This is a genomic window from Peribacillus sp. NPDC096379 (assembly GCF_044762875.1).
In the GTDB taxonomy this organism is placed as follows: domain Bacteria; phylum Bacillota; class Bacilli; order Bacillales; family DSM-1321; genus Peribacillus.
The window spans coordinates 1,507,107-1,520,078 of the sequence record NZ_JBIWFD010000001.1 but is presented as its reverse complement, the minus strand read 5'-3'; the positions used below and the strand labels follow the sequence as shown (position 1 = coordinate 1,520,078).

The following is a 12,972-nucleotide window of genomic DNA, read 5'->3' as shown; positions in this document are numbered from 1 at the left end:
GGGCTTTCATCCCCCAGCTCGCCTGGACTTTCATCCCCACTCTCGTCTGGACTTTCATCTCCCAGTTCGTCTGGACTTTCATCCCCACTCTCGTCTGGGCTTTCATCTCCCAGCTCGTCTGGGCTTTCATCCCCACTCTCGTCTGGGCTTTCATCCCCACTCTCGTCTGGGCTTTCATCCCCACTCTCGTCTGGGCTTTCATCCCCCAGCTCGCCTAAATTTTCATCCCCACTCTCGTTTGAGCTTAAATCTAGGACTTCGTCTTCACTTTGCTCTAGAGCGACATCTTCAGATTCATAATCTTCTGTTTTATTTTTAAACATATTTATAAGTTGCGAAAGTGCTTCTTCATTAACAAAATTATTATCTAATGTAAACCTTTGTTCGAGAAATCTTTTTATTACTTCTTTTCGTTCAGCATTCATGCTCATCCCTCCTTCTGTATTACAAGATATTCAAGTTGAGGCTACTTGGCATAATTAATTAGTGGATATTTAAAAAGTTATTAGCTAATTGATCTGTCATACATGTTCTTTTTTTCATAGTTTATTTTTTATGTATTACCTTGTTACTAACAATTATGATCACTACATTCGTAAATAAGAAATCAATCAATCAATCTGGTCACTGCCTCAATTGCTACTCATACATTTATACCGCAAGTTGCTGATGATTCCTTGTCCACATTAAAGGCTTCCTCGTTAAGATTTACTTTAAGTGCAATCACCTTTTACTTATCCTTACATCTATTCGGGAGACAAGCATTTTCTATAAATCCTTTAGTTATTTTATATACATGCATAATTTGGTTCCAATATAAAAAAACTAACAGCATCTTAAATTTTTTAGAAAGGGTATTAAAGCATTTTTCACAAAAAGATAATAACAAAAGGAGATCGTATCATGAATAAATTACTTATTGCCTTGCTGACAATTAGTTTCGTAACTAGTAACTTCGAGATCACGGCATTTGCTGAGAAAGATAACCAAGAAAGCGAAGTTAAACAAGAACAACAAATAGAGTTTACCCAAAAACAACAAGACGAACTTGCAGTATTGCATAAGGAAATGCTGGCTAAGAAAATAGAAATTGTGCATAAATATGTAGAATTCGGTGCAATTTCTAAAGAGAAATCTGCAATGATTGTGAAACATATGGAAAAGCATTATCAAAAGTTAGTAGAAAACGGCTTTCAACCACACCACACTCATCACCACAAAAGACCAGCAGAATAATACAATTGCTTCATAAAAAGTCTTGCCTCTTATAGAGTATTATCTCTAATAAATTGGCAAGACTTTTTTCAAACTTTTCTGCTTAACATTTTTCCATTGATGAAGGATTTATATTTCCATTCACTAAATGATTTAAGGGAAGTTTCCATGATATTTGTCGAATCAACAATCACTTGATAGAATTAGCTTCATAGTGCATAAAGAAAGGATGAATATAATGGGTAATAAAGGAATCTTAGCAGAATATTTATTTGACTTAAAATCTGTCACCGATCCACAGCTTTCGCCTGATGGCAATATGGTAGCCTATATTGAGACCTCTGTTGCTAAGGATGATGAGAAATATATTTCAAATATATATGTATATAGTTTTTTAACGAAACAAACGGTTCAATGGACATATGGACTTCATCGTCAGTCTTCACCAAGATGGTCTCCTGATGGACTCCACCTTGCTTTTTTATCAAACCGGTCTGGAAAAAATCAAGTATACATAATAAATACAGTTGGTGGAGAAGCTAGTCAGCTGACAGAATTTCACCTGGGAGCTACTACGCCTATATGGTCTCCTGATTCAAGGAAAATCCTTACCTCTACGCAAATAAAAGCTGGATACACTTTACATGAGAAAGAAAAAGAACCAGAAAAGGAACGCAAAGAAGCAATTGTATATGATCGAATTAAATACAAAGCAGATGGAAGCGGCTATTTTGATCGTTCATTTTCTCACCTCATACTAATCGATGTACCTACAGGTCAAGTAGAGCAATTAACCTCAGGGGAACAGTCCTTTACTCCCTCCTCATGGGCGCCAAACGGGAAAGAGTTTGCATATGTGAGTAATGACACAGACGATGCTGATTATAATCTCGCTTCCGATGTGTTTATTTTCCATTTAGAAAATCGATCATGGAGAAAAATAACGGCAACCAATGGGCATTTTTATTTTCCTAGATGGTCACCTGATGGCAATTATTTAACGTTAATTGGGCATGAACGAGAATATGAAGGAGCGACGGTATCCAAGATTTGGTTATACACACTAGTTACAGATTCCCTCTCATGCATAACTACAGATTGGGATGTTGAAGTCGGTGATTTAACAGCAGGCGATTTTCATATTGAAGCGGTCAATCCGGGACTTCTCTGGACTAATGACAGTCAAGGCTTTTATTTTTTAATTAGTGACCATGGAAACACAGGCGTATATTACGGAACCATTGAAGGTGCAATGTATCCTTCTCTTCTCGAAAATCAGCATGTTTATGGATTAACCATTAATCCCGAAACACATAAAGCTGTTGTAGCAATTAGCACACCCACTCATCCTGGTGACTTGTACTCCTTTGATTTAACAAATGGTGCAATTGAGCAAATTACATTTGTTAATGATGAATTTCTAAAAGATAAAAAACTTTCGGAAGCTGAACCCATTACTTTTCCTGCTAAAGATGGTCTCGAATTGCACGGGTGGATTATGAAACCGACTGATTTTCAACAGGGAAAAAAATATCCGTTGATTCTAGAAATTCATGGTGGACCGCATGTCATGTATGGGAATACGTATGTTCATGAGTTTCAAACCCTTGTTGCACAAGGATATACGGTCCTATTCACAAACCCACGAGGAAGTGCTGGCTACGGTCAAGAATTCGTTAATGCAAACAGAGGCAATTATGGAGGCATGGATTATGAAGATTTAATGGCGGCCGTAGATTATGTACTTGCAGAGTATGATTTCCTTGATGAACACAAGTTAGGTGTAACAGGTGGAAGCTACGGCGGTTTTATGACAAACTGGATTGTTGGGCATACAGATCGATTTAAAGCAGCCGTTACCCAGCGCTGTATTTCCAATTGGCTCAGCTTCTATGGTATGAGCGATATTGGCTATTCCTTCACTGAATGGGAATTAGGCGGTAATATTATTGAATCTCCTGAACAACTATGGGGACACTCTCCTCTGAAATATGTAGGTAATGTTACAACACCTCTGTTATTATTACATGGCGATAAAGATTATCGCTGTCCAATTGAACAAGCAGAACAATTCTTCGTTGCGTTAAAACGTCAGAAAAAAGAAGCGGTACTTGTAGTCTTTCCAGAACAGACACATGAAGTATCAAGAAGCGGAGCTCCACGATTACGCTTGCAGCATACCGAGCATATTCGCGCTTGGTTTAATAAACATATTAATTAATAAAAGCGCAAAAAGGAAATGTCCAAAAAAGAACTGACCTCACACTCTATACACCGTTTATTGTGTCATTTCCACGTTATCTAAACGGTATATAGGAGATGTGGGGTCTTACTTTTTCCTTCTGGGATAGTTTCTTTTTTCATTAGAAATATTTTTTAAAATGAGTTTTGGTTTCTAATCTTACAACCGAATATATTTCAATGTTGAATATGTTGTTTTTCCGAGATTTCGGTGAGCGCATGTGCCGCCGCCATGTTGGTGCCTTTATGAATAGCAAAATCGCCTAACGAAACAATGCCTATGAGGGATTCCTGTTCGACAACGAATAAACGACGGATTTGTTTCTCTGCCATTAATTCTTCCGCTTCCATGATTGAAGTTTCTGGTAATATCGCAATTGGTTCCTTCGTCATAACATCGGTAATTTTCGTCGAACCTGGTTTCTTGCCAGCTACACAACGGATTGCAATATCACGATCTGTAAGAACACCTACTAATTTTCCATCCTCACAAACTGGAATAGCACCTACGCCCCCTTCCGCCATTTTTACAGCTGCCTCGTACACATTATCAAGGGTTGTGCAGTAATCTACATTAGATGTCATGATTTCTCTAATAGACTTCAAAACAATCCCCCTTATTCCGTTTTGTTTTCTTGATTATTTATTAGTTGATCTACCGTACCCTCAAAAAAATGGTCACTTACTTGTTCATGAGTTTCAGCAAATCCAGATGAAATTTGGTCTTTCTTCTCAAAATCTTCAGTCTGATAATGTCTACCCGCAATTTCTGCTTGATTTTCATTTTTCTTTGTCATAATGTGTACCCTCTCCTTCTACAAATTTTCCAGAATCCAGATTTGTAATCGATTTGAAATATAAGGCTTTATACGCTTTTACAAACACATTTTGAATAGAACCATCATCCAAGCTAAACACTTCTATTGCCTAGTATTTGCATCACACTATGAATTATGCTCACCATATGTCGATCTTATTTTTACTCTTTTTATATCTCTAGCATCAAAAAAATCCAACAAGCAAGCTTGCTGGAAGTAAATCCGAATTCTATTAATATACATCCTGTCGTGTAAAGACAAAGAACGATAGGACTAATGCCGCCGCCCACCATATCAGGAGAACCGACATAGAAGAAAGCAAAGTCATTCCTGTAATCGGCGGTGCCACTCCATTTAAGTAATTAGTCAATTTCAAATTCACCATAAACAAATATTTGGCCGATTCCCAAGATGACACCATATTGTTTAAAATAGCTCCTGATATAAGCGCAGCAAGCATAACACCCATACTTGCCGCCGTACTTCTTATTAAAACAGAGAGCATAAATGCTAATGTTCCAACTACAACAGCCACAAACCAAACAAGTCCAAAATCCATCAACACAAATTTCCATTGACTAATAAGCCTGATACTACTCGTATCTACATCGCCTCCATCTACAACAAAGCCCGTAATAATCGGTGCATTCCAGCCATGATATCCGAAGACAATCCCTGACAATCCATACGATAGCAGTCCGGTCATCGCAACAATTAACGAAGTTGCCATCAATAACGTTATATATTTGCTTAAAAGAATCCGCCATCGCTTTACAGGCCTTGTTAATAGTAATTTGACAGACCCAAGAGTATGCTCAGAAGAAACAAGGTCGCTCGCAACAATCATGATTAGTAATGGAATAAATAAATCACTAGAGTTTTCAATGAACATTCTAACAAATGTAACGGCCCCTGGTTCGCTTGGGTTAATATCTTGATCTAAATAGAATTGCAATTGCTGTACACTAACTTGAATCTGTTCACGCCACTCATCTGAGATTCGGCTTGATCCAAGCCTGTTTTGCATATCAATAATTTGCTGCTGAAGAGAATTTCGCCAATCATCTGTCCCTAGTCTTTCTCGCTGTGTTTGCACTTCCTTATACTGTGCAAAGGTAAACAGGATCACCAATATTCCCACAATCGCTCCAATCACCAACAAACGCTTCCTTGCCACAAGCTTCATCATTTCGTTCGAGATTAGTTTATTCAATATGGGCACCTCCTGTATCCGTCAATTGAAGGAATAAATCTTCCAATACAGGGATCTTTCTATTCAGTTGTAGTACTTGTACTCCTGCATGAACCAAAGCAGCATTCCATTTAGGTATCTGGGTAGAATCATAAGGCGTGACCATATAACCATCATCAAGTGTAGTTACCTCAGTTAGGCTTTCCAATATTTCTCTTCCTTTGACAGATGGATCGAGTTGCCAAATGGCTTGCTCCTGACTCGAGAGCAAAGACTCTACTGTATCTACAGTTATAATGTTTCCTTTTGTAATAATAGCCACTCGATCGCATAATAATTGAATTTCACTCAACAAATGACTGGATACAAGCACACTTAAACCTTCATTTTCAGCAAGTTCTCGAATAAAAACCCTCATTTCACGAATGCCTGCAGGATCCAACCCATTAGTCGGTTCATCTAAAATAAGTACCTTTGGTCGATTCAGCAAAGCTTGAGCAATACCAAGCCTTTGTCTCATACCAAGCGAATAGGTTTTCACTTTATCATCAATTCTTTCTGTTAACTTTACCATATCAACAACTTCCGCAATTCGTTTGTCATCTACTGATGGAAGCATTCTCGCAAAATGAAGTAAATTATCAGTACCGCTTAAATAAGGATATAACTCAGGATTTTCAACTATACAACCAAGATTCGCCATCGCTTTTGTGAAATTTTTCTTTACATCGTAACCACAAATTTCAATAGTTCCAGAAGTCGGTCTAATTAGACCAACAATCATTCGAATTGTCGTAGTTTTACCGGCACCATTTGGACCGAGAAAGCCAAAAACCTCGCCTTCCTTTAATTCAAAGCTGATTCCATTAATGATTTTGTGCTTTTTAATCGTCTTCGTTAAATTCCGCACAGAAAGAGTCGTCGCGCTCATTTACTTTCCCCCTCCCATTTAATTAACGGAGCAATTCTGTCTGCTATTAATCGGTATCCCTCTTGATTTGGATGAAATTGATCCGTAAATAAATAATCATTTACAGACAACTGGAAAATATCATAGGTAGGAACAAAGACAATTCTCGGGATTGTTGAACTTACTTCCTCAGCTATACGGTTCCAGTCACGGACGGTTGGGCTGGTTACCCCTGTTTCATCAACGTCAATAAAAGGATTATAGAGTCCAACAAAAAAGATAGTAGCATCTGGATTCGCCTTACGAATATCTGCGAAAATCGTAGTTATATTTTCAACAAAAGCTTCTTCAATGGTTTTAATAGTAGCTAAATCAAAATTTTCCAATGTTCTTCCCTGCTGAAATAAATCATTCGCACCAATCGTAAGTAAAATAATATCCGCTTTTGCAAGTTGTCTTTGAATATTCGGTTGTTTCACCTGCTTTTTCAGCTGGCTAGATACTTGACCATTAATACCGAGGTTTTGAACAACAACACTTCCATTAAATCGCTCATTCAAATCATCCACCACATAGCCAACGTAGCCTTTTCCAGAATCGTCACCCGTCCCTCTTGTCAATGAATCCCCTAATGCAACTACTGTAAACATATGATTTTTTATCACTGTTTTTTGGGAACTGTCCTGTTTTTTAACCACATTGTCTGTTGCACCTGTAGCATAATAATCCTGAATGGCCCAACCAAAACTTAACAGCCAAAGAATTGATAAAGTCGCAGCAATAATCGTTATGTAACGTATACTTTTCTTCCCCAGCACACTCACCCTCTCCTTTGCTTCTTTCCCTCTATTAAATCACACCGTTTGTGCTTTATAAAATTCGAGGTTCCAATATAAAGCAATAACTTAATTTACATCAGAATACAAAAAAGCTCAGTTTCTCTAGAAGCGAGAAGCCGAGCATTCATTGTTAATATCTAAGAAGGCGTTATTTCTTCAACGATGAAGAGTTATACTGTCATTAGAACACTGATTAAAGATAAAATACCAAAAGTAAATACACGTTAAAAACCCTTCCTTTATCAACAAGTATCCCCGTACTGAATGTACTTATCATTAATGCTCAATTAAATTTTTTAAACCGTGACAGTGGGTAGCTTAATGATGAAAGTTGAGCCTTCATTCACTTCACTAACCACCTCAATTCTCCCTTTATGACCTTCAATAATTTTATAACTCACCATCAATCCCAACCCATTTCCCTGTTCTTTCGTAGTGAAAAATGGTTCGCCTAACTTATTCAACTTTTCAGAAGGAATCCCAACTCCCGTATCTCGAATATGGATCATCACTTTCCCTCCTTGCTGCAAAGCATTTACATACAAGTCTCCTCCAGAAGGCATCGCTTCTATTCCGTTTTTCGCGAAGTTTAATAACACTTGCTTCAAACGATTCTCATCACAATTCACAAGGATTTCTTGATTATGACTTTCAAAATGAACATGTACGTTTTTGTTTTTCGCTTCAAATGCAATCAAAGTAAGTACGTCTTGTACGATTAAGACGATGTTTTTCAACTCAAGATGAACGGTCTGCGGTTTTGCTAGTACCATAAACTCTTCGACAATCGTATTCACTCGTTCTATTTCATCCAAAATAATATCGAAGTATTCCAATCTTTCTGGCTTCGACTCATCCATTTGCAGAAATTCAGCATATCCTCTCATGGATGTTAGCGGGTTACGAATTTCATGGGCAACTCCTGCAGCTAATTGACCAACAGCAGCCAGTTTATCCTGTCGATGAAGTAGCTCCTCAGATTGTTTTCGTTCAGTAATATCATTTCGGATCGAGACAAATTGGTACGGTATTCCCTTCTTATTTAGAAATGGGACAATCGTCGTTGAAACCCAATATAGACTACCATCCTTCGCTTGATTGCAAATTTCACCATTCCATGTCTTGCCTTTTAGGATGGTATCCCACAAATCCTGAAAAAACTCCTTAGAATGATAGCCAGAATTGATGATTGAATGAGTCTTCCCAAGTAATTCCTCTTCCCTATATTGCGAGATTTCCGTAAACTTCTCATTCACATAAATGATTTTTCCTTTGGAATCCGTGACTGCCACAATCGAAGCTTGATCAAGCGCATATCGATAATCTTGCAAATATTTATCACTATTCTGCAGGCGTTTTGTGATGAAAGAGCTTGAAGTAATCAGCCCACCAACGATTAATAAAAAAACAAACAACACAAGAAACGGTACAAAAGAAGTATCATGGACAAGTTCATTCACATTATCAACCGATTGTTTAACAGGTAGCGCACGCACTAACATGAAATGGCCTTGGATAATCGCAGCAGAGACGATAAATGTACTCGTCGGCTTCAACCATATTTGGTTTTCTTTTTGCCGATAATTCGAATAAAAAAATAATAAAAATGCGACAACAAAAATAATTAACGTGATCATCACTGTTAGGATTAACAAAACTGTATGGATTTTAATAGAAAGATTCAAGGCATATAAGCCAATAATATAGTTAGATAACAAAGAAACGGTCAATAATGTACCACAATGAACAATGTTTATGAATGAGAGTTTCTTAATGGTTAATGCCAAAAACCCCATTGATGCAAGTGCCACGCCAAGAACGAGTGAAAGCACCATCACTGATAAATTGTAAGTAACTACGCTGTTCTTCTCAAAAGCCAAGATTCCAAAAAAATTAAACGTCCATATCGCAATTCCCATTGAAAAGCTTCCGCCGAATAACAAAAACTTCTTATGGTCAGCAGAGCTTCTCAGTAATGTAAGTAAATCCAAACTCGTATAAGCCGCCATAAATGTCAATATTAATGCGACTAATAAGAGAATCGGATTGGATGATACAAAATATTGCTCCAATTCATGCACTTCCTTATCTAAGAAATAATCGTCTCCATTAGGGATGTTTTTATTATCAGTGTATAGTAATCCGTCCATTCAGAAAAGACAAATCTTAATTTCACATCGTTTTTAGGTACCGAAAAAAAGAATGAGAATTGGAGACAACAGCTAGAATAATTTGATATCACTATCTGCTTTAGCAGAAAACAACTGGTTAAAATACATAATTTTGAAAGTTTGAATGCAAATAAATATTTTTATGAATAGTAAAACTGTATAATAATTTAAGAAGTCTTTATTTTTCAAGTTTCTTTTCCGCGTATAAAGACAGAAAGAGAGGGTATCTATATGTCAAATGCATCAGATTTAACGACAGTAGAAGCAATGATTAAAAAAGCGAAACACAAGAAACTCACCGCAAGGCAAATTCTTCAAAGGGGGATATTAATTACAATCGGAGCGATTTTAATGAGTATCGGTCTTGAAGTATTCCTTGTCCCTAATAATGTCATCGATGGCGGAATAACAGGGATATCAATCATGCTTTCTTACATAACTGACTGGAAATTAGGAGTATTTCTCTTCGTTCTCAATCTTCCGTTTTTCTTCATAGGTTATAAACAGATTGGTAAAACATTTGCATTATCCACCCTTTATGGAATTGTTGTACTTTCCATAACTTCCATTTTCCTTCACCATGTACCAGCATTTACTCAAGATATCTTACTCGCTTCAATCTTTGGCGGAATGATTGTCGGCGTTGGAGTCGGAATCGTTATTCGTTATGGAGGTTCTCTTGATGGAACAGAAATCCTAGCGATACTTGCAAGCAAGAAGCTTCCATTCTCTGTAGGGGAAATTATCATGTTTTTTAACTTATTCATCTTTGCATGTGCCGGATTCGTCTATTCATGGGATCGTGCAATGTACTCCATCCTCGCGTATTATGTGGCATTTAAAACAATGGATATTGTCATCGCAGGATTGGATGAATCGAAATTTGTTTGGATCATCAGTGATGAATTTCGCGAAATTGGCGATGCTATTCTGCATCGATTGGGTCGCGGTGTTACTTACTTAAGTGGAGAAGGAGCTTTTTCCGGAGACGACAAGAAGGTCATTTTCTGTGTAATCAACCGACTTGAAGAAGCAAAGCTTAAGGACATTGTGAAGGACTTTGACTCATCGGCTTTCTTAGCAATCGGAGATATTGCTGAAGTGCGCGGCGGCCAGTTTAAAAAGAGAGACATTCACTAACAAATCGAATATGGCGTTAAAAAGCCATCACTTACCACATGTAGCACGCTCCACTTGCCTAATCACAATAGTGGCGGTAAAGAGTCCGAATTGGGATAACTTTAGTAAACCAGCTAAGTAGAGGGCTTATTAGTAAGTCACGAAGCCCGGTTCCCATGTCCTTCAAACAAAAAAAGAACTAGCCATCAGTGAGGTTATGAGTAACCTTCTAATGGGTAGTTCTTTTTCATAAAGTGAATGATTTTCTTCATCCCCACCTACACCTATGCTTCCTCTAAGCCTTGAGGGGGTACTGCCCGTTAATACGAGATAAAAAGAATGTTAATAATTGCAGTCTTTATATTTATTGCAAAAAATAATACACATTGGCAGTGTGCATTGTTTGTCGTTCTTATTTATGCCTTGGATTATCAATTGCTTGAAGCATTTTTGTCGTAGCAACCATTTCACTACCGCATAAAGGACAGCTAGGCTGTTCACTCATTGTAAAATTCGCTCGAACCCATCCCTTACAAGTCGGAGATGCACAATCCCAAATCTTTGTTTCTTCCGGTTCCACTTCTTCTGTATTATTACGTCTATACAAAATAGCTCACTCCTTTGATTAAAATGGTTCGGTGCGTATTTTTCAAAAAACTTGCCTGTAAATAATCGTTCTCTTTCATTATACCATAAGAACAGCCTAAGCGCTTTGTAAAAGGAAAACTATCGTCGGATCATAGTTAGATCTTTCCCGTTTTGACTCTTATCTTTTGGCTGTTTTCGCATACTTTGTTGCTTTTGAATGATATTTACACAACTATCCTGGGTTGATTTCCGTTGCAGGTACTCGCTTTCCGCAGGCGGTCTCTGGAGCCTCGCACCTTCCACTACAATCAACATCTGCCCGAATTTGTTATTTGCAAAAACAACAATCTTTACGAAAAAAGCCTATCTTTTTAAAGATTTAGAGCTAGTAAGGAAAATAGCCTGTAGATTAAGAAATAATTTCAAAAAATAAAAAGCTGCTCTTTCTCATAAGAGCAGCTTTAGTTAGTTTATCAATGATGACCAGCTTTTCAAATTAACTTCGAAAAGCATGAGAGTAATTTCTGTTCCAAACCTAAAACAATGAAAGCCCTGCCTCTCTCCCATCTCTACGGTTCCTAGACCGCGCCAGTGAGAATCAGATTTGACTGTAAGCACATGTTTATTAAAGGTAACTGTCGGAAATCCCTAGACACAAGGGTTCATAATCCAATGGAAAGAAAGAATAGAAGTGTGTTTACTTGAAGAATAAAAAAACTTGTGAGGAAAAAACAAATGGGTTTCTTTACTTAATAGGCCATAAGGCTTCATAACATACACGTTGTCGTACTTCTATGCTGCTAAAACAAAACTGTTTTACCATGCTTTAATAAAAATGTTCTATATAAAATTACCCTCTGTGTTATTCATAAGAAAAACACTAAGATAACAATCATACCATTATTTAATAAAGAGGTCAAGTTCTCTTTTCATGAACAAAGGGATTACCATTCAGGTAACCCCTTCACTTCTTAACGATAAGCATTATACTCGTTCGAAATTTTCGGTAACTCCCTTACTTCTTCAACTAGATTGCTCCCACACATTGGACAAGTATTTTCTGCACTTGCAAAGTCTTTTCTCATCCAGCCATTACAAGCCTCCGATTCACATGAATAGACGTCTGTATCGACCATTTCAACAACGGGTTCCTCTGCATTCTTTTTACCAAAGTACATAAGAGTAACCTCCTTTATGGATAGTATACTCATAATTACCAGGATTTATTTATCAAAAAAATAGTCGGATTTTATTTATCCCGCATTAACGAGCAGTGAAACCCCCGCTGATTGAAATTTCACTTTATCTAATTAAGCGGACATTCAAAAAATAGTCAACACTCAAGTCTGCTGATACATAAAAAAATCCTCTTCCATCTTCTCTCTAATTCAATGGCTATGTTAAACAATTTTAGGCTCATTCATGTGAAACCACAGTTACAAATGAATGGTTCTGATAATCCAAACCGTGTCTAGCATAGATTATTCAATAAGTATTCGCTGTAATGCCAACCAATACTAAAAAAAACACGAGAACAATAAGATACAGTCCGATAATAATGGCCATTAGAATCAATTGTGCCTTAGCAAAATTCCGCCTGTTCAAATTGGTGTCACCACCGAATGCCCAAACAAACAATAAGATAATATTAACAACTGGAATGATTAACAATGCTAAAGTACCCAACCAACTTTTGACTGAAACTACATTCGTATTACTTGGGGTATACTCCTGCTCTTGAATTGGTGTATCACGATTCTCTTCCATCTGTCCCCTCCAAAAATCAAATGTAAAACTAATAAAACTACAATCATTCACTTTACTTAGCCACGATAAAAAATAGTCACTTTAGATGTTCAATTCTTTTTTTGATACTCAT

Annotated in this window: 12 protein-coding genes and 1 pseudogene; 3 read left to right on the top strand and 10 right to left on the bottom strand. The window is 37.2% G+C overall.

The genetic code is table 11. From position 1 onward, the window contains the following. A pseudogene (locus tag ACIQZI_RS07200) lies at positions 1-425 on the bottom strand (hypothetical protein); the annotation flags it as partial. 478 nt (positions 426-903) lie between these two features. On the opposite strand from ACIQZI_RS07200, the gene ACIQZI_RS07195 reads away from it, so the two are divergent. Then, positions 904-1,236 carry a DUF2680 domain-containing protein gene (locus tag ACIQZI_RS07195; protein WP_403071021.1) on the top strand — a complete coding sequence of 111 codons (333 nt, stop codon included), beginning with the start codon at positions 904-906 and terminating at the stop codon, positions 1,234-1,236. Positions 1,237-1,453: 217 nt separating this feature from the next. After that, the gene (locus ACIQZI_RS07190) at positions 1,454-3,436 is read left to right on the top strand and encodes a S9 family peptidase (protein ID WP_403071019.1); all 1,983 of its coding nucleotides are present in this window, start codon (positions 1,454-1,456) and stop codon (positions 3,434-3,436) included. Between the two features lie 197 nt (positions 3,437-3,633). Here ACIQZI_RS07190 and ACIQZI_RS07185 read toward each other — a convergent pair whose 3' ends face one another. The 6 genes from ACIQZI_RS07185 to ACIQZI_RS07160 form a co-directional block, all read right to left on the bottom strand. Further along, positions 3,634-4,062 carry a CBS domain-containing protein gene (locus ACIQZI_RS07185; RefSeq protein ID WP_403071017.1) on the bottom strand — a complete coding sequence of 143 codons (429 nt, stop codon included), beginning with the start codon at positions 4,060-4,062 and terminating at the stop codon, positions 3,634-3,636. 11 nt (positions 4,063-4,073) lie between these two features. After that, the gene (locus tag ACIQZI_RS07180) at positions 4,074-4,253 is read right to left on the bottom strand and encodes a YozQ family protein (protein ID WP_049681754.1); all 180 of its coding nucleotides are present in this window, start codon (positions 4,251-4,253) and stop codon (positions 4,074-4,076) included. A gap of 253 nt (positions 4,254-4,506) precedes the next feature. Further along, a complete protein-coding gene (locus ACIQZI_RS07175) occupies positions 4,507-5,487 on the bottom strand; it encodes an ABC transporter permease (protein ID WP_403071015.1) in 981 nt (326 codons plus the stop codon). After that, a complete protein-coding gene (locus tag ACIQZI_RS07170; protein WP_403071013.1) occupies positions 5,480-6,397 on the bottom strand; it encodes an ABC transporter ATP-binding protein in 918 nt (305 codons plus the stop codon). Before ACIQZI_RS07170 ends, ACIQZI_RS07175 begins: the two co-directional genes overlap by 8 nt. Further along, positions 6,394-7,194 (bottom strand): GDSL-type esterase/lipase family protein, encoded by an 801-nt coding sequence (locus ACIQZI_RS07165; protein WP_403071010.1) that lies wholly within the window; start codon positions 7,192-7,194, stop codon positions 6,394-6,396. Before ACIQZI_RS07165 ends, ACIQZI_RS07170 begins: the two co-directional genes overlap by 4 nt. Before the next feature lie 317 nt (positions 7,195-7,511). Continuing rightward, positions 7,512-9,365, bottom strand: coding sequence for an ATP-binding protein (locus ACIQZI_RS07160; protein ID WP_403071008.1), 1,854 nt, complete (start codon positions 9,363-9,365; stop codon positions 7,512-7,514). Positions 9,366-9,653: 288 nt separating this feature from the next. Between ACIQZI_RS07160 and ACIQZI_RS07155 the strand changes: the two genes are divergently transcribed. Continuing rightward, entirely contained in the window at positions 9,654-10,526 is an 873-nt protein-coding gene (locus ACIQZI_RS07155; protein ID WP_403072118.1) for a YitT family protein, read from the top strand. 391 nt (positions 10,527-10,917) lie between these two features. Here the strand turns inward: ACIQZI_RS07155 and ACIQZI_RS07150 are convergent, their stop codons facing one another. The 3 genes from ACIQZI_RS07150 to ACIQZI_RS07140 all read right to left on the bottom strand — a co-directional run bounded on the left by ACIQZI_RS07150 (position 10,918) and on the right by ACIQZI_RS07140 (position 12,860). Beyond that, positions 10,918-11,112: a cold-shock protein gene (locus ACIQZI_RS07150; RefSeq protein ID WP_062179105.1), complete on the bottom strand. Its 195-nt coding sequence runs from the start codon at positions 11,110-11,112 to the stop codon at positions 10,918-10,920. Between the two features lie 952 nt (positions 11,113-12,064). Next, entirely contained in the window at positions 12,065-12,271 is a 207-nt protein-coding gene (locus ACIQZI_RS07145; RefSeq protein WP_062179103.1) for a cold-inducible protein YdjO-related protein, read from the bottom strand. Positions 12,272-12,578: 307 nt separating this feature from the next. Further along, on the bottom strand, positions 12,579-12,860 hold the full coding sequence (locus ACIQZI_RS07140; RefSeq protein ID WP_062179100.1) for a hypothetical protein: 282 nt from the start codon (positions 12,858-12,860) through the stop codon (positions 12,579-12,581). Between the last annotated feature and the right edge of the window lie 112 nt (positions 12,861-12,972).

Coding starts and splice junctions, on each gene's coding strand:
- ACIQZI_RS07195 (WP_403071021.1), top strand. CDS start 904: ATGAATAAATTACTTATTGCCTTGCTGACAATTAGTTTCGTAACTAGT.
- ACIQZI_RS07190 (WP_403071019.1), top strand. CDS start 1,454: ATGGGTAATAAAGGAATCTTAGCAGAATATTTATTTGACTTAAAATCT.
- ACIQZI_RS07180 (WP_049681754.1), bottom strand. CDS start 4,253: ATGACAAAGAAAAATGAAAATCAAGCAGAAATTGCGGGTAGACATTAT.
- ACIQZI_RS07170 (WP_403071013.1), bottom strand. CDS start 6,397: ATGAGCGCGACGACTCTTTCTGTGCGGAATTTAACGAAGACGATTAAA.
- ACIQZI_RS07160 (WP_403071008.1), bottom strand. CDS start 9,365: ATGGACGGATTACTATACACTGATAATAAAAACATCCCTAATGGAGAC.
- ACIQZI_RS07155 (WP_403072118.1), top strand. CDS start 9,654: ATGATTAAAAAAGCGAAACACAAGAAACTCACCGCAAGGCAAATTCTT.
- ACIQZI_RS07145 (WP_062179103.1), bottom strand. CDS start 12,271: ATGTACTTTGGTAAAAAGAATGCAGAGGAACCCGTTGTTGAAATGGTC.
- ACIQZI_RS07140 (WP_062179100.1), bottom strand. CDS start 12,860: ATGGAAGAGAATCGTGATACACCAATTCAAGAGCAGGAGTATACCCCA.